This window comes from Pseudomonas azotoformans, from assembly GCF_900103345.1.
Classification (GTDB): domain Bacteria; phylum Pseudomonadota; class Gammaproteobacteria; order Pseudomonadales; family Pseudomonadaceae; genus Aquipseudomonas; species Aquipseudomonas azotoformans.
In genome coordinates this window covers 4,151,067-4,167,787 of record NZ_LT629702.1, presented here as the reverse complement: position 1 = coordinate 4,167,787, position 16,721 = coordinate 4,151,067, and the positions used below count along the sequence as shown (strand labels likewise).

General features: G+C 61.9%; 13 protein-coding genes. 2 read left to right on the top strand and 11 right to left on the bottom strand.

What is annotated here, in order from left to right; genetic code table 11:
• Window positions 1-4 precede the first annotated feature (4 nt).
• The 5 genes from BLR69_RS18905 to BLR69_RS18885 all read right to left on the bottom strand — a co-directional run bounded on the left by BLR69_RS18905 (window position 5) and on the right by BLR69_RS18885 (window position 6,916).
• Window positions 5-2,434, bottom strand: coding sequence for a TonB-dependent siderophore receptor (locus BLR69_RS18905; RefSeq protein ID WP_071494362.1), 2,430 nt, complete (start codon window positions 2,432-2,434; stop codon window positions 5-7).
• Window positions 2,435-2,661: 227 nt separating this feature from the next.
• The gene (locus BLR69_RS18900) at window positions 2,662-3,630 is read right to left on the bottom strand and encodes a FecR domain-containing protein (protein ID WP_071494361.1); all 969 of its coding nucleotides are present in this window, start codon (window positions 3,628-3,630) and stop codon (window positions 2,662-2,664) included.
• Window positions 3,627-4,145, bottom strand: a complete 519-nt coding sequence (locus BLR69_RS18895) for an RNA polymerase sigma factor (protein WP_071494360.1) — start codon at window positions 4,143-4,145, stop codon at window positions 3,627-3,629. Before BLR69_RS18895 ends, BLR69_RS18900 begins: the two co-directional genes overlap by 4 nt.
• Before the next feature lie 144 nt (window positions 4,146-4,289).
• Window positions 4,290-4,997 (bottom strand): 3'-5' exonuclease, encoded by a 708-nt coding sequence (locus tag BLR69_RS18890; protein WP_071494359.1) that lies wholly within the window; start codon window positions 4,995-4,997, stop codon window positions 4,290-4,292.
• On the bottom strand, window positions 4,994-6,916 hold the full coding sequence (locus BLR69_RS18885) for a putative nucleotidyltransferase substrate binding domain-containing protein (RefSeq protein ID WP_172832133.1): 1,923 nt from the start codon (window positions 6,914-6,916) through the stop codon (window positions 4,994-4,996). Before BLR69_RS18885 ends, BLR69_RS18890 begins: the two co-directional genes overlap by 4 nt.
• Before the next feature lie 246 nt (window positions 6,917-7,162).
• Here BLR69_RS18885 and BLR69_RS18880 point away from each other — a divergent pair, with 246 nt between their 5' ends.
• Window positions 7,163-7,609: a response regulator gene (locus BLR69_RS18880; RefSeq protein WP_058426679.1), complete on the top strand. Its 447-nt coding sequence runs from the start codon at window positions 7,163-7,165 to the stop codon at window positions 7,607-7,609.
• A gap of 160 nt (window positions 7,610-7,769) precedes the next feature.
• Here BLR69_RS18880 and BLR69_RS18875 read toward each other — a convergent pair whose 3' ends face one another.
• Entirely contained in the window at window positions 7,770-9,947 is a 2,178-nt protein-coding gene (locus tag BLR69_RS18875) for a malate synthase G (RefSeq protein ID WP_071494357.1), read from the bottom strand.
• 364 nt (window positions 9,948-10,311) lie between these two features.
• Here BLR69_RS18875 and BLR69_RS18870 point away from each other — a divergent pair, with 364 nt between their 5' ends.
• The gene (locus BLR69_RS18870; RefSeq protein WP_071494356.1) at window positions 10,312-10,824 is read left to right on the top strand and encodes a glycine cleavage system protein R; all 513 of its coding nucleotides are present in this window, start codon (window positions 10,312-10,314) and stop codon (window positions 10,822-10,824) included.
• Between the two features lie 223 nt (window positions 10,825-11,047).
• Here BLR69_RS18870 and rarD read toward each other — a convergent pair whose 3' ends face one another.
• The 5 genes from rarD to BLR69_RS18845 form a co-directional block, all read right to left on the bottom strand.
• Window positions 11,048-11,932, bottom strand: coding sequence for an EamA family transporter RarD (gene rarD, locus BLR69_RS18865; RefSeq protein ID WP_071494355.1), 885 nt, complete (start codon window positions 11,930-11,932; stop codon window positions 11,048-11,050).
• 55 nt (window positions 11,933-11,987) lie between these two features.
• Window positions 11,988-12,962 (bottom strand): serine/threonine protein kinase, encoded by a 975-nt coding sequence (locus BLR69_RS18860; RefSeq protein ID WP_071494354.1) that lies wholly within the window; start codon window positions 12,960-12,962, stop codon window positions 11,988-11,990.
• A 168-nt stretch (window positions 12,963-13,130) separates the two neighbouring features.
• Window positions 13,131-15,029, bottom strand: coding sequence for a PhoX family protein (locus BLR69_RS18855; protein WP_071494353.1), 1,899 nt, complete (start codon window positions 15,027-15,029; stop codon window positions 13,131-13,133).
• 79 nt (window positions 15,030-15,108) lie between these two features.
• Entirely contained in the window at window positions 15,109-15,873 is a 765-nt protein-coding gene (locus BLR69_RS18850) for a TOBE domain-containing protein (RefSeq protein ID WP_071494352.1), read from the bottom strand.
• Between the two features lie 58 nt (window positions 15,874-15,931).
• Window positions 15,932-16,669: a ComF family protein gene (locus BLR69_RS18845; protein WP_071494351.1), complete on the bottom strand. Its 738-nt coding sequence runs from the start codon at window positions 16,667-16,669 to the stop codon at window positions 15,932-15,934.
• Window positions 16,670-16,721: the final 52 nt, after the last annotated feature.

Sequence of the window (16,721 nt, the reverse complement as noted above, 5' to 3'; positions counted from 1 at the left end):
CCGATTACCACTGGTAGGTGGCGCTGGCGACGACGCTGCGTTGGTCGCCGAAGTAGCAGTAGTTGCCGTCACAGGTGGACAGGTAGTCCTTGTTGAACAGGTTGGTGGCGTTCAACTTGACCGATGCGCCCTTGAGGCTGTTGTCCAGGCGGCCGAGGTCGTAGTGCACCGCGCCGTCGAATACGGTGTAGGCGTTGGCCTTGCCCAGCCAGGTGTTGGCCTGGTCGCCGTAGGTGTTGCCGGTGTAGCGGGCGCCAAAGCCGATGCCGAAGCCGTCGAGCAGGCCGGTGTGCCAGGTGTAGTCGGTCCACAGGGAGGCTTGCTGGTTCGGCATCAAGGTCAGGCGGTTGCCTTTGTAGATGCCTTTTTGCACCTCGGATTTCGCCAGGGTGTAGGCGGCGATGACCTTGAGGTTCTCGGTCACATCAGACACGGCTTCCAGCTCCAGGCCCTTGACCTTCACTTCGCCGGTCTGGCTGTTGATTTGCTGGCCGCCGGCGCCGAGGGTGGTCACCTGCACATTCTTCTGGGTCAGGTCGTAGACCGCCGCACTCAGCAGCGTGTTGGAGCCGGGCGGCTGGTACTTGACGCCCATTTCCCACTGCTTGCCTTCGGTCGGCTTGAAGGTCTTGGTGGCATTGGTGTCGGCGTTGCTCGCCGGTTGGAAGGATTCGGCGTAGGACAAGTACGGCACGAAGCCCGAATCGAACACATAGCTCAGCGCCGCGTTGCCACTGAAGTGCTTGATGCGGTCGGTGTTGGTCGCATCGTTATCGTTGAAATACGTGGTGCCCTGGTGTACCCAGTCCTCACGCCCACCCATGGTCAGGCGCCATTGGTCCAGGGCCATCTGGTCCTGCACATAGAGGCCGGTTTGCACGGTCTTCTGGTTGTAGTCGTAAAAAGGGCGGACGCCGGTAGGGCGCACAGTCGGTTGGGTATTGACCGGGTTGAAGATGTTGATATTCGACGCTGTACCGTAGATCGCGCGATAGGTGGTATCGGTGCGCTGGTGATCCAGGCCGAGCAGCAAGGTGTGGGTGATGTCGCCGGTGGCGAAGTCCGCCTGGAAGTTGTTGTCCAGCGCGAACTGGCCGATGCTTTCATTCACGTTGGTGGTCGACCGGCTGATATTGCCCGCCGCATCCGCTGGGGAGAAGGCATAAGAGCCCACGGTCAGCTGTTGGAAGTCCAGCTCGGACTTGGTGTAGCGCAAGTTCTGCTTGAACTGCCAGGTGTCGTTGAAGCGATGCTCGAACGCATAGCCCAGCGCGTAGTAGGTACGGTCGTAGAACTCGTAGTCCGGGTCGCCCAGGTTCTTGTGGTGGGACACCTCGCCCAGCGGCGATTTGATCTTGGTGCCCTGGATCGGCATGAACTGGCTGGTGGTGCCCGTATCGTCGCGGGTGAACTGTGAAAGGAACGTCAGCTTGGTGTCCGGGTCGATGTTCCAGGTCAGGCTCGGCGCAAGGTTGTAGCGCTTGTTGTCGATATGATCGACCTGGGTGCCTGCGTCCCGCACCACGCCGCTGAGGCCGTAGAGGAACCGACCTTCATCATCGATCTTGCCGGTGCTGGCGAAGTTGATCTGGCGGTAGTTGTCGCTGCCGTATTGCACCTGTACGGCATTGCTCGACTCGGCACTGGGGCGGCGGCTGACCATGTCCAGCAGGCCGCCCGGTGGGGTCTGGCCGTAGATCGACGAGGCCGGGCCGCGCAGCAGGGCGAGGCGATCGAGGTTCCAGGTTTCGGCTTTCGGGTTGGCGTACACACCGCGTGGCAGCGGCAGGCCGTCGAGGAACTGGGTCGGTTCGAAGCCGCGCACGCGCATCCAGTCGTAGCGGGTGTCGCTGCCGTAGCTGGCGGAGACGATGCCGGGCATGTATTTGACCGCGTCATCCAGGTTCTGCACGTTGCGGTCCTGCATCTGCTGGCGCGTTGCAACCGAGATCGAGCGCGGCGCCTCGACCAGCGCGGTGTCAGTCTTGGTGCCGGCGGCGGTGCGCTTGGCCAGGTAGCCGTCGACCGGGCCCCAGGCGCTTTCATAACTGTCCTGCCCGGTGATATTGGTGGTCGGCAACGCCACGACGCCCTCCGGAACCGGCACCAGGGTATAAGTCCCCGCACTGCTTTGCTCCAACTGCAGGCCCGTCCCACGCAACGCCTCACGCAGCGCACCGGGTGCATCGAACTGGCCCTGGACCGGCGCCGAGGTCTTGCCCGATGCCAGTGCCGGGCTGAGGGTCAGTGCCAGGCCGCCCTGGCTGGCGATCTGGTTCAGGGTGCTCGCCAGTGGCGCCGCCGGCAAGTTGTAGGCGCGCACGCTGGACGCCTGTTCGGCGGCGATCAGCAAAGGGCTGACCAGCGGGGTGCCGAGGGCAATGGCCACGGCTAACAGGCTGGGGCGCAACAAGGTGTCTAGCGTGCGGGACATAGGGCGGCTCCTGAATGGAAGTAATTCGCAATTGCCTATGTGCCGAACGAGAATCAGAAAGTGATAGGGCAGGGTGAAAATATTTTTCCCCGGGGCGTAAGGTGTGCTTGCGGGCCTCTTCGCGGGCAAGCCCGGCTCCCACATTCGACCGTGTTTTTTCAGGTAGAACGCGGTCAAGTGTGGGAGCTGGCTTGCCTGCGAAAGCGATAGCCAAGGCACCGCTAAAACTAAGGCTTGCCCTTAACCGTCACCCACCACGGCGTGTGCTGCTCGATCTGCACCGGCAGGGTCGGCAGCAGCGCATTGAGCGCCAGCGTGGTGTCGCGCAATGGGAAGCTGCCAGTGATGCGCAAATCGGCCACGTTTTTATCCACACCCAGGTAACCGGTGCGGTAGCGGCTCAGTTCCTCGATCACATCGCCCAGGCGGGCGTTCTCCACCACCAGCATGCCGCGCGTCCAGGCGTCGGTGGCGGGGGTGACGGCCAGCAATGGGCCGAGGCCGTCGCTGCGCATCAGCACTTGCTGGCCGGCCTTGAAGATCTGCTCCTGATGCAGCGCCTCGGGCTGGGCAGCCACCGCCGATTGCAGCACGCTCAAGCGCGTGGCGTCGTCTTCGCGCTTGACGATAAACCGCGTACCCAGGGCCCGCAGGCTGCCGTCGCGGGTTTGCACATAGAACGGACGCGCATCGTTATGGCCGGTCTCGACCAGGATCTCACCTTCCTGCAACACGATCAGCCGGCGCTTCTCATCAAAACGCACGTCGATGGCGCTGTGGGTATTGAGGTTGATCAGCGTACCGTCTGCCAGCTTCAGCGTGCGCTGTTCACCCGTGGCAGTGCGTTGGTCGGCCAGCCAATAGTGGATCGGCACATAGCGTTCGCCGGCAAACAACGCCAGGCCGATCACCAGTGCGATGCTCGCCAGCCCACTGCCCAGCTTGCGCACGCGTTGGCGAATACCTTCGCGCGATTGCAACAAGGCCACCCGCGCCGGGCCCGAGGCCACGCTGAAACGCTGGTCGAGCATGCCCAGTTGGTGCCAGGCGCGGGCGTGCTCTCCATCGCTGGCCAGCCATTTATCGAACTCTTCGCGCTCAATGGCGCTGCCGTCGCCTGAATCAAGGGACAACTGCCAGGCAATCGCGGCATCCAGCACGCGGGCCGAGACCGGTTTGGAACTGATCACTGTCATGTTGGCTCGCCGTACAGTGCGATGTAGCACTGGCGAATGCCCTGGGCCAGGTACTGGCGCACCCGCGGCACCGAGACGCCGAGGCGCTGGGCGATTTCCGCGTGGCCCAGGCCGTCTAGGCGGTTATAGAGGAAGGCGGCGCGGGCCTTGCTCGACAGTTTGCCGAGCAGGCGGTCGATGGCCTTGAGGTCTTCGAGAATCAGGTGCTGTTCTTCCGGCGAGGGGTGTTCGCTCTCCGGGATCAGCATCAGTTCGGTGAGGTAGGCCTGTTCCAGGGCGGCGCGGCGGAAGTAGTCGAACAGCAAGCCCTTGGCGATTGCCACCAAAAAGGCCCGTGGCTCGCGGGGCTCACGCAACTCGTCACGGCCGAGCAGGCGCATGAAGGTGTCCTGGCTCAGGTCTTCGGCGCGGCTTGGGCAGGCCACGTTGCGTCGAAGCCAGGCCAACAGCCAACTGCGATGGTCGCGATACAACGCACCAACAAGCTCACTGCGTGGGTTCTGGATCGACGACAAGGCATCACCTGATAAACGCGATGTTTAAACTAACGAGAATTATTCGCGATTGTGTCAGAGCCGTCGAGTGTGCGCAATTGGCGTCTGTCGGTTGATCGTTCCCACGCTCAGCGTGGGAATGCCTCCCAGGACGCTCCGCGTCCGCTAGAAAGAGGGCGCTTGTTGACGCCGTTTCCATTGGCTCAAACGCTCTTGCAGCGCCTGTGGCGTGTCGATGTGTTGCGCCCGTGCGCGGCTGAACAGGATCAGCATCAGCTCCGCCGTGGCCAGGGCATCGGCGCTGGCGTGATGGCGCTCGCCCACGTGCAGGTTGAAATGGTTGATCCAGTTGTCCAGCCCGGCCTCGCGGATAGGCGCGTCGGGGCACAGCAGCGGGGCGATGTCGGCCACGTCCAGGAACGGGTGGGCCAGGCGGTAACCCAGGCTGTCCTTGAGCGCCCGGCACAGCATGTGTTGATCGAATGGCGCATGGAAGGCCAGCAAGGGGCAATCGCCAACGAATTCCATGAAGTCCAACAGCGCCTCCACCGGGTCGCTGCCGGCGGCAATGGCACTGGGGCCGAGGCCGTGGATCAGCACGCTGGGGCTGAGTCTGGTCTCGGCGCGTTGCAGGGTGCGTTCGAACATTTGGGAGAAATCCACCGCACCGTCCTCGATCACCACCGCGCCGATGGACAGCACCTGGTCGCGATTGAGGTTCAGGCCGCTGGTTTCCAGGTCCACCACCACCCAGCGTTGGCTGCGCAAAGGTTGGTTGCCTAGCGGCGAAGGTTTGCACAGTTGCTCCAGGCGCTGTTGTTGCGCGCTGTCGAGCCCCGGTTTTTTCGTACGCAGCCAGTTGAACAAGCTCACAGCTGATACCGCAACGTCAGGCTGCTTTGCAGGCGTTGGGCCTGGCGCAGGGATTCCCGCAGGATGCGCCGGTCCAGATGGTTGAGGCTGTCGGGGTCGACACGGTTGGAGTACGGCTGGTTCTCGCGGGTCTGCAACTGGTGCTGCTGCATGCGGGTTTGCTGGATAAAGTGGTAAGCCTCTTCATAGGCGGCGCCGTCCAGGGGCTCAATGACTTCCTTGACCACCAGTTGGCGCAGGCGCTCCAGGGTGTTGTTGGCATGGATACCATTGGCCAGGGCCAGCAGGCGCGCGCCGTCCACAAACGGCGTAAGGCCCTGCACCTTGAGGTCGAGGGTGGCTTTTTCGCCACCTTTACGGGTCAGCACAAACTCGCGGAAACGTCCTACAGGCGGGCGCTGACGCAACGCGTTCTCGGCCAGCATGCGTTGGAACAACCGGTTGTCCACGACCTGATCCAGAATGCCCTGGCGCAGTTGCTCGCAGCCACGTTCATCGCCCCACACCACGCGCAGATCGAAATAAATGCTGGAACCCAGCAGATTCTCCGGCGTGGCCTCGCGGATAAACGCCGCAAAACGCCGCGCCCATTCGGCCCGCGACAGGCACAGTTCCGGGTTGCCAGCCATGATATTGCCTTTGCACAGGCTGAACCCGCACAGTGCCAGGCTCTGGTTGATCTGCTGTGCCAGCGGCAGCAGTCGGCCCCGCATCTCGGCCGCTTCGGCGGCGTCCTTGGCGTCGAACAGGATGCCGTTGTCCTGGTCGGTGTACAGCGTCTGTTCGCGGCGGCCTTCGCTGCCAAAGCACAACCAGCTGAACGGCACCCCAGGGTCGCCTTTTTCGGCCAAGGTCAGTTCGATCACCCGGCACACGGTGTGGTCGTTGAGCAGGGTAATAATGTGGGTGATCTGGGTGGACGACGCGCCATGGGCCAGCATGCGCTCCACCAGTTGACCGATTTCACCGCGAATCGCCACCAGGTTATCCACCCGCGGTGCGTTGCGGATGGTGCGCGCCAGGTGCACCAGGTCCACGCGTTGCAGGGAAAACAGGTCGCGCTCGGACACCACACCGCACAGGCGCTGCTCCTTGACCAGGCACACATGGGCGATATGCCGTTCGGTCATGGCGATAGCGGCGTCGAAGGCGCTGTGGTCAGGGGTCAGGAAGAACGGTGCCTGGGTCATATGGGCTTCAATGGCCCGGCTAAAATCGCTGTTGCCATCGGCCACCACCTGGCGCAGGTCGCGCAGGGTGAAAATCCCCAGGGGCGCTTTGTGTTCATCGACGATCACGATACTGCCCACCTGCTGCTCATGCATCAGCGTAACGGCCTCGCGCAGCGGCGTGACTGGGCTGCACGTTACCGGGTGGCGCATGGCCAATTCACCCAGGCGAGTGTTCAGCGAGTATTGAGTGCCGAGGGTTTCCACCGCCTTTTGCTGCACTTGCTGGTTGACCTGGTCCAACAGGCTGCTGACGCCGCGCAGGGCAAAGTCGCGAAACGCGCTGGACAGCGCGAACAGCTTGATAAACGCCGGTTTGTTCAGTTGCAGGCAGAAGGTGTCTTCGGCGGCCTTGTGCTCGGTGCGGGTGGCCCGTTCACCGAGCAGGGCTGCCAGGGGGAAGCATTCGCCCGTAGTGATTTCAAAGGTGGTTTCGGCGCTGTCCGGCCGCTCGCCCACGACCCGGCCCTGCTTGACGATATAAAAATGCTCTACCGGCCCGCCCGACGGTTTGAGGATGCTGTCGCCGGGGCTGTAGAAGCGTAACTGGCACTGTTCCACCAAAAACGCCAGGTGCGCGTTTTCCATCTGGTTGAACGGCGGGAAACGTTGCAGGAATTGCAGGGTGCCGTGGATATTTTGCAATACAGCAGTTTTCCCCGCCTGGGCGTAGGCATCAGCTTTACTCATAACAGTGACCGCAGTTTTTTTGTCGTTATCGTCCCTCATGGTCGACTCCTGCGCAGCGGGTGCCCATTGGACGTAAGTCTAGGTCGATACAAACGGCACACACCTAGGGAAAAACCTTACATGACTATCGTCCAAACCCCGTAGAACACCCACTAGTCAAACTTTCCGACGAAGTGCACATTGATCGCCCTTCCGCAGATGTCTGACGAGTGTGCTGGGAGCTAGATGAGAATTGCTGAGAACCGTATGTCCGACCACGATATTTTGAGCGATGCCGAGCGTGAGGCGCTGAGCGCCGTGATGCTGGAGCCTGATTTACCGCCACAACGCGTGTTGATTGTTGACGATGACAAGGACGCGCGTGAACTGCTGGCGGAAATCCTGGGGCTGGACGGTATTCGCTGCATGACTGCCGACAGTGGTGAAGCGGCGTGGGATTTGTTGAAGTCCAGTAGCTCCATTGGTTTGCTGATCACCGACCTGCGCATGGCGCCCAGCAATGGCCTGGAACTGATCCGACAAGTGCGTGAGTCCACCCGGGCGGCGTTGCCGATCATCATCATGTCGGGGGACGCGGAAGCGCCGGACGTGATCGACGCGATGCATTTGAGCGTGGTGGACTTCTTGCTCAAGCCGATTGATAGCGTGAAGTTGGCGAAGATGGTCAAGCGCGAGTTGGGGATGGCGTCCTGATTCTGCGGTGTAGATAACGGCCTCATCGGGGGCAAGCCCCCTCCCACATGTTTGCTGCGCCGCCTATTAGTTGTGGGAGGGGCTTGCCCCCGATAGCGCCAGTTCAGCCACCACAACCCCAAAAGAAAAAGCCCCGATCTCTCGATCAGGGCTTTTTCATTTACAGGCCGTTCTTAGCCTTGAACTCCCGACGCCGACGGTGCAATACCGGCTCGGTGTACCCGTTTGGCTGCTGGGTCCCTTCAATCACCAACTCCACCGCTGCCTGGAACGCGATGTTGCTGTCGAAATCCGGTGCCAGCGGGCGATACAGTTTGTCCCCGGCATTCTGACGGTCGACCACCGGCGCCATGCGCTTGAGGCTTTCCATCACCTGGGCTTCGTTGACGATGCCATGGCGCAGCCAGTTGGCGATGTGCTGGCTGGAGATACGCAGGGTGGCGCGGTCTTCCATCAGGCCCACATCGTTGATGTCCGGCACTTTCGAACAGCCGACGCCTTGGTCGATCCAGCGCACCACATAGCCCAGGATGCCTTGGGCGTTGTTGTCCAGCTCGTTGCGGATCTCTTCGTCAGACCAATCGGTGTTGGTTGCCAGGGGAATGGTCAGGATGTCGTCCACCGACGCGCGTTCGCGCTTGGCCAATTCGGCCTGGCGGGCGAATACGTCGACCTTGTGGTAGTGCAACACGTGCAGCGCAGCCGCCGTAGGCGACGGTACCCACGCGGTGTTGGCGCCGGCCAGTGGGTGGGCGATTTTCTGTTCGAGCATCGCCTCCATCAGGTCGGGCATCGCCCACATGCCTTTACCGATCTGCGCACGGCCTTGCAGCCCGGTGCTCAAGCCGATATCGACGTTCCAGTTTTCATAGGCGCCGATCCATTTTTCTGCCTTCATTGCCGCCTTGCGCACCATCGCGCCGGCTTCCATGGAGGTGTGGATCTCGTCGCCGGTACGGTCGAGGAAACCGGTGTTGATAAACACCACACGCTCGCTGGCGGCCTTGATGCAGGCCTTGAGGTTGACCGTGGTGCGGCGTTCCTCGTCCATGATCCCGACTTTCAGGGTATTGCGCGGCAGGTTCAGCACGTCTTCGATGCGGCCGAACAGCTCGTTGGTGAACGCGGCTTCTTCCGGGCCGTGCATCTTCGGTTTCACGATGTACACGGAACCGGTGCGGCTGTTCTTGCGGCTGCTGTTGCCATTGAGGCTGTGAATCGCCGCCAGGCTGGTGATCAGCCCGTCGAGAATGCCTTCGGGCACTTCGTTGCCGTCTTTGTCGAGGATCGCGTCGATGGTCATCAGATGACCCACGTTGCGCACGAACAACAGCGAACGGCCATGCAGCGTCACGTCCTGGCCATTTACGCCGGTGTACACGCGGTCGGCGTTCATGGTGCGGGTGAAGGTCTTGCCGCCCTTGGCCACTTCTTCGGCCAGGTCGCCCTTCATCAGGCCGAGCCAGTTGCGGTAGATCACCACTTTGTCGTCGGCATCCACGGCGGCGACGGAGTCTTCGCAGTCCATGATGGTGGTCAGCGCGGCTTCCACCAGCACGTCTTTGACGCCGGCGGCGTCGGTCTGGCCGACCGGGGTGCTGGCGTCGATCTGGATTTCGAAGTGCAGGCCGTTGTGTTTCAGCAGGATCGCAATCGGTTGGGCGCTGTCACCCTGGAAGCCGATCAGTTGCGAGTCGTCGCGCAGGCCGCTATTGCTGCCGCCCTTGAGGCTGACGATCAGCGTGCCATCAACGATCTTGTAGCCGGTCGACTCCACATGGCTGCCGGCGCTGAGCGGGGCGGCCTCATCGAGGAAGGCGCGGGCGAAGGCGATCACCTTGTCGCCACGGACCTTGTTGTAGCCCTGGCCCTTTTCGGCGCCGTCGGCTTCGCTGATGGCGTCGGTGCCGTACAGCGCGTCATACAGCGAGCCCCAGCGCGCATTCGAGGCGTTGAGGGCAAAGCGCGCGTTCATCACCGGCACCACCAGCTGCGGGCCGGCCATGCGGGCGATTTCGTCATCGACGTTTTGGGTCGTGGCCTGGAAATCCGCGGCTTCTGGCAGCAGGTATCCAATGTCTTGCAGGAAGGCCTTGTAGGCCACCGGGTCGTGCGCCTGGCCTGCGTGAGTCTGGTGCCAGGTATCGATCCGCGCTTGGAAATCGTCGCGTTTGGCGAGTAGGGCTTTGTTCTTCGGTGCCAGGTCGTGGATGACCTTGTCGGCACCGGCCCAGAACTGGTCGGCAGTGATGCCGGTGCCGGGAATGGCTTCGTTGTTCACGAAGTCGAACAGGACTTTGGCGACCTGCAGGCCACCGACTTGAACGTGTTCAGTCATTGCTTGCCTCACTCTGCGGAGCTTATGCGCTTTTTCAGATTTTCATTATGTAGTGCACGGTTGGGCATACTACATGATGACTTGCGGTTGTGAAAATTAGACTAAATACGTCGTTTAGCGACCCACTTTGGTCGTACGGTCACAGCGGAGAACCGGATGTTCTCAAAAAACTATTGGATTGTTCCAGATAAATATAAAAATGGTACACGATTTGTTTTCGGGCGGCCGCACGTCCACCTTGTAGGAGCGAGCTTGCTCGCGAAAAACGAGTGGGCGACGCGAGCTGTCTGAACACGCTGCGTTATCGTTGACGTTTTTCGCGAGCAAGCTCGCTCCTACAGGTCATGCACCAGAGGGCTTCGCCATGGACCATCTTGTACTCACAATTATCGCCGCCGACAAACCCGGTCTGGTGGAGCGCATTGCGCAGAACATCGCCGCCCAGGGTGGCAACTGGCTGGAAAGCCGTATGGCGCACATGGCCGGGCAATTTGCCGGGATCCTGCGGGTCAGCGTTCCCACAGAGAACCGTCAGGCGTTGGTCGGCGCGCTGGAGGACTTATCCACACACGGCATTCGCGTGCTGGTGGGCGAGGGCAGTAGCGGGCAGGCCTCGGCCTCCAAGTCGATCATGATGACGCTGGTGGGCAATGACCGTGCGGGCATTGTGCGCGAGATCACGGCGCTGCTGAGCAAGCAGGGCGTGAACCTGGAGAGCCTGAGCACGGACGTGCGCCCGGCGCCCATGAGCGGTGATCCGTTGTTTACCGCCGAGGCCCTGTTGCAGGTGCCGGCAGCGTTATCCCTGGATACCTTGCAGTTGTCCCTGGAAACCCTGGCCGATGATCTGATGGTGGAGCTGCACCACGAGGAATAATCTGCCCACAGGGTTATGCAGGGAAATCTTGCATGGGCCTGTGGATAACCTGTAGAGACACGACGCCAGGCCACGTGGGCCGGGCTTCTTCGCTATTTGAGCAAAAAACGAGCAGTTTCAAGGGCTTGTGCACAAATGGCGGGGATCAGGTTGTGGATAACCTTGGGGTGGATGCCTGCAAGCCACGCAGATCATGGCTTGCAGATGTTTGTACGTTATTTGATCAGCGTTTGCGTGCGCTGAGCCAGATATCCACGCTGTACACCACCAGGCCTGCCCAGATGAAGGCGAAGGCGGTCAAGGTGCTCGGCGCCAGGTGTTCGCCGAAAAGCAACACAGCCTCCAGCAACACCAGCGTCGGCGCGACATACTGCAAAAAGCCCAGGGCGGTATAGGGCAAATGCCGTGCGGCGGCGTTGAAACACACCAGCGGGATCAGCGTCACCGGGCCGGCGGCCACCAGCCACCAGGCTTCGGAGGTGCTCCAGAATTCCATCTGCGCACTGTGGGCGGTCGGGTTGAACAGCAGCCATGCCACCGCAATCGGCACCAGCATCCAGGTTTCCACCACCAGCCCCGGCAGCGCCTTCACCGGTGCCTGCTTGCGGATCAGCCCGTAGAAACCAAAGGTCAACGCCAGTACCAGCGATACCCACGGCAAGCTGCCCACCTGCCACACCTGCTGCGCCACACCCACCGCAGCCAGCCCAACGGCGACCCACTGCAAACGGCGCAGGCGTTCACCCAGGATCAACATGCCCAGCACCACATTCACCAACGGGTTGATGTAGTAACCCAGGCTCGCTTCCAGCATGCGCCCGGTGTTCACCGACCACACGTAGGTCAGCCAGTTACCCGCGATCAACGAACCACTGAGGGCCAGGATCGCCAGGCGCTTGGGGTTGTCACGCAGTTCGCGGAACCAGCCGGGATGTTTCCACACCATCAACAGCAAACCGCCGAACAGCGCCGACCACAGCACGCGGTGCACGATGATTTCGGCGGCGGGTACGCTGGCGATGGCTTTGAAGTAGAGCGGGAACAGACCCCAGATGACATAGGCGCTCAGGCCCAGGATGTACCCCTTGCGGGGGTTGGCGGCTTGCATTGCAGAGTCCTTGCTTAGGCAGCTAACAAAGCGCGATTGTAAGGATATTTGTCAGTCAAAACAGCTTCAGTGGCTCTTCATTCAACGCCGAGAGCTGTTCGCGCAAGGCCAACACCTGATCGCCCCAATAACGCTCACTGCCAAACCACGGAAAGCTATGGGGGAACGCCGGGTCATCCCAGCGCCGTGCCAGCCAGGCGCTGTAATGCATCAGGCGCAAGGCGCGCAGGGGTTCGATCAGCGCCAGTTCGCGCGGGTCGAAGTCGTGGAACTCTTGATAGCCGTCCATCAATTCCGACAGCTGCCCCAGGCATTCCTGGCGGTCGCCGGCGAGCATCATCCACAGGTCCTGCACCGCCGGGCCCATGCGGCAGTCATCCAGGTCAACGATGTGGAACATCTCGTCGCGGCACATCATGTTGCCGGGGTGGCAATCGCCGTGCATGCGGATGTTTTTGTGCGGCGTGGTCTTGTACACCTCTTCCACGCGCTTGAGCAGGTCGCGGGCCACGGACTCGTAGGCCGGCAGCAGGCTTTTGGGGATGAAATTGCCTTCCAACAAGGTGGTGAGGGAATCGTGACCGAAGTTCTTCACGCCCAGTGCTTCACGGTGTTCGAACGGGCGGGTCGAGCCCACCGCATGCAAACGGCCGAGCAGTTGCCCGAGGCGATAGAGTTGATCGAGATTGCCTGGCTCTGGCGCACGGCCGCCACGGCGCGGGAACAGGGTGAAGCGGAAACCGGCATGTTCGAACAGGCTTTCGCCGTTGTGGATCAGTGGCGCGACCACCGGCACTTCGCATTCGGCCAGTTCGAAGGTGAAGCGGTGTTCTTCGAGGATCGCCTCGTTGGTCCAGCGCTGTGGGCGATAGAACTTGGCGATCAGCGGCTCGGAGTCTTCGATGCCCACTTGGTAGACGCGGTTTTCGTAGCTGTTGAGCGCCAATACGCGCGCATCGCTGAGGAAACCGATGCTTTCGACAGCGTCGAGGACCAGGTCGGGGGTGAGTGTTTCAAACGGGTGGGCCATGCGAACTCCTGCGCGCAGCAGGGCGCCGCGTCCGGCCGGGTATGGTAACAGTGATAGGTGGTGACTGTGCGGACGCCTTCGCGAGCAAGCCCGCTCTCACATTCGACCGCATTCTCATGCTGGAACTCGGTCAAGTGTGGGAGCGGGCTTGCTCGCGAAGAGGGCTCATCAGGCGCCGACTATCCCACCATCATCCCTACGAATTGCCATCACTGACGAGCGCGGCTTGCCATTTGGCAGATGTTCCGGCCAGGTCGAACCGCCGGTTTCGCCTGGGTGCTGAATCCCCACAAACAGCGTCTTCTGATCCGGCGAGAAGCTGATGCCTGTCACTTCGCACGCTACCGGTCCGACCATGAAACGGCGGATTTCCCCGGTGGACGGGTCGGCGCAGAGCATCTGGTTATTGCCCATCCCGGCGAAGTCACCCGCGTTGCTGTAGTCGCCATCGGTGAGAATCCACAAGCGCCCGGCCTTGTCGAAACCCAGGCCATCGGGGCTGTTGAACATGTTCTGCGGGTTGATGTTCGACGAGCCGCCCTTCGGCGTGCCGGCATGCACGCCCGGGTTGCCGGCCACCACGAACAGGTCCCAGCTGAATTCGGTGGAACCGTGGTTATCCGCGTCGGCCTTCCAGCGCAGGATCTGGCCGTAGACGTTTTTCTCACGCGGGTTGGGGCCGCCCACCGGCTGGCCGTCTTCACCGCGCTTGGCATTGTTGGTGAGGGTGCAATAGACCTGGCCATCGGTGGGGCTGACCACGATCCATTCCGGGCGGTCCATGCGCGTGGCTTTCACCACACTGGCGGCCAGGCGCGCGTGGATCAGCACTTCGGCCTGGCTGGCGAAACCGCTGCTGGCGTCGATGCCGTTCTTGCCGTGGGTGAGCTCGACCCATTGGCCCTTGCCCTTGGGATGGTCGGCGTTGCCGTCGCCCGCATCGAAGATCGCCACGTACAAGGTGCCGTGGTCGAGCAGGTCTTTGTTGGCCTTGGGGTTGTGGTGGTTGATCGGGTCGCGGCTGACGAACTTGTAGATGAACTCGCCGCGTTCGTCGTCGCCCATGTACACCACGGCGCGGCCGTCACGGGTTTCAGCCAGGGCGGCGTTTTCGTGCTTGAAGCGGCCCAGGGCGGTGCGCTTGACCGGCGTGGACTTGGGGTCGAACGGGTCGATTTCAACCACCCAACCGTGGCGGTTGAGCTCGTTGGGGTTCTTGGCGATGTCGAAGCGCGGGTCGTGCGGGTGCCAGTTGATGTCTTTGCTGGCGGCTACCACCCCGTAGCGTTTCTGCCCGGCGTCGAAGGTTTGTTGTGGGTTGCTGCTGCCAAAACAGTCGGTGAAGTTCTCTTCGCAGGTCAGATAGGTGCCCCACGGTGTCTTGCCGTTGGCGCAGTTCTGGAAAGTGCCGAGGGCCTTCTTGCCGGTTTTGTCGGCGCTGGTTTTCAGCCAGGCGTGGCCGGCGGCGGGGCCGCTGAGGTTGATCGGCGAGTTGCCGTGGATGCGCCGGTTGTAGCGTGAGTCCTGCACGAACTGCCAGGTGTCGCCCTTGCGCCGCACTTCGATCACCGACACGCCTTCGCTGGCCTGGGCCTTGCGCACGTCTTCGGCCGATTGCGGCGCGCCGCCGTGGGCAAAAAGGTAGCGGTAGTTGGTGTATTCGTTGTTGATCGCCATCAGCGCGCGGTTGTCGTCGCCCGGGAAGGCGAACAGGCTCATGCCGTCGTTGTTGTCACCGAACTGCTGTTCCTGGGCCTTGGCCGTGCCGTTGCCGGAAGGGTCGAAGGCCGGTGCGTTCTTGCTCAGCGGTTGGCCCCAACTGATCAGCACCGAGGCGCTGTAGCCCGGCGGCAAGGTGATGGCGTCGCTGGTGGCGGCGGCGATGCTGGTAAAGCCCAGCAGCGGGCTGGCGCTGGCGGCGTTGACGGCCAGGGCGCTGCGGGTCAGCAGGTTGCCGCCGAGGAACATCGCGGCACCGCACAAGGCGCCGGCGCCGATGAAGCGGCGGCGGGTGAGGCCGACCATCTGTTCCAGGTCGGTGGCTTGGTTTTCTTCTAATAGGCTCATCTCAGGCTCCCTGCGGTTTTTGCAGACACCATAAGGAGCGGGCGTGACGAAATTGTTGCAGTTTGAAGGCGGGCTGCGTCTACACCGGCGTACCGAGCAGCACATTGCTGGGCGCGAATTGCACGGTGATGGTTTTACCTTCGGCGGCGCCCACGTCCTTGAGTGCCTCGGGCCGCGCCAGGGCGCACAAAACCTGGCCATTGGGCAGGGCGATGCGCACTTCGCTGGGGCCGTCGTCGGCGTCGAGAATGACGTCGACGCTGCCGCTCATGCAATTGTGTCCAGGTGTTGCAGCTTGCTCGGATGCGAGCACTTCCAGCCAGCCGGCCTTGATCAGCGCCACCACTTCCACGCCGGTTTCCAGTTCCAGGCGTTGCGTGCTGTCGTGGGTGATCTGCGCGTCCAGGCTCAGGCCACCGGCCAGTTGCAGGCGGATCAGGTCGTTACGGCCCTGCTGCTCGATGGCAATGACCTGGCCATGCAGCTGGTTGCGCGCGCTGGTGCGCAGCATCAAGCGGCCGAGCAGGTTGAAGTCGCTGGCGGCTTCATCGGAACCCAGCACTTCGGCTTGCAGCACTTGCAGGCGCTGGTAAAGACGCAGCACTCGCTCACCTTCGGCCGTCAGCTTCGCGCCACCACCGCCTTTGCCGCCCACGCTGCGTTCGACCAACGGCTTTTGTGCCAGGTTGTTCAGCTCGTCGATGGCATCCCACGCCGCCTTGTAACTCAAGCCTGCGCTTTTGGCCGCACGGGTGATGGAGCCCTGCTCGGCGATATGTGCCAGCAAGGCAATGCGCTGGGGGCGGCGGATGATGTGTTGGCTGAGGGAGGTTGGCAGAGACATGTGGATACGCTTCGATGGGATGAGCCGAACGTTGCGGGCAAGGTGGGCTGGAGTCAAGTCAACTGCCCGGTTTGGGCGTGCGGGCCAGGCAATACACATCGACCTGCTTCGCACCGGCATTCATCAATAACCGCGCCAGGCTGTGGGCCGTGGCGCCGGTCGTCAGCACGTCGTCGACCAGGGCGAAGTGACGGCCCTGCACCTGGGCGTCGGGCGCCAGGGCAAAGGCGCCGAGCAGGTTGCGTTTACGGGTCCTGGCGTCGAGTGCCTGCTGGGCCACGGTTTCATGGGGGCGTAACAACAGCTGTTCATCGTGGGGAATGTTCAAGTCGCTGCTGAGCCAGCGTGCCAACATCAATGCCTGGTTGTAGCCACGTTCGCGCAGGCGCTTGCGCGCCATGGGTACCGCTAGCACGCAGTCGGGGCGGGTGAGTCCGGTGTTATCGAAGCGATGGTGCAGGTGTTGCGCCAATAGCCACGCCAGCATCTGCCCGAGGGGCCAGCGTGCCTGATGCTTGAAGCGGCTGATCAGGCTGTCGATGGGAAAGCTGTAGGACCAGGGGACGATGACCTGTTTAAACGCAGGGGGATTTTTTTGGCATTGCCCGCAAATCAAACCCTCCATCGGCAAGGGCAGCGCACACACATCGCAGTGCTCCATGAGCCAGGGCAGCTCGGTTTCGCAGACGTTGCACACACAATGGGTGGATTGTGTCGCTTCATCACAGATTAAACAGGGCTGTATGTTATTTAACCAGATGTAAACCTGGTGTTTGTATCTCGGTTGACAGTGCATGAATCTTCCTTAAATATGCCGAGCATCCGTGTCGTGCCTGTGGGTATTGCCC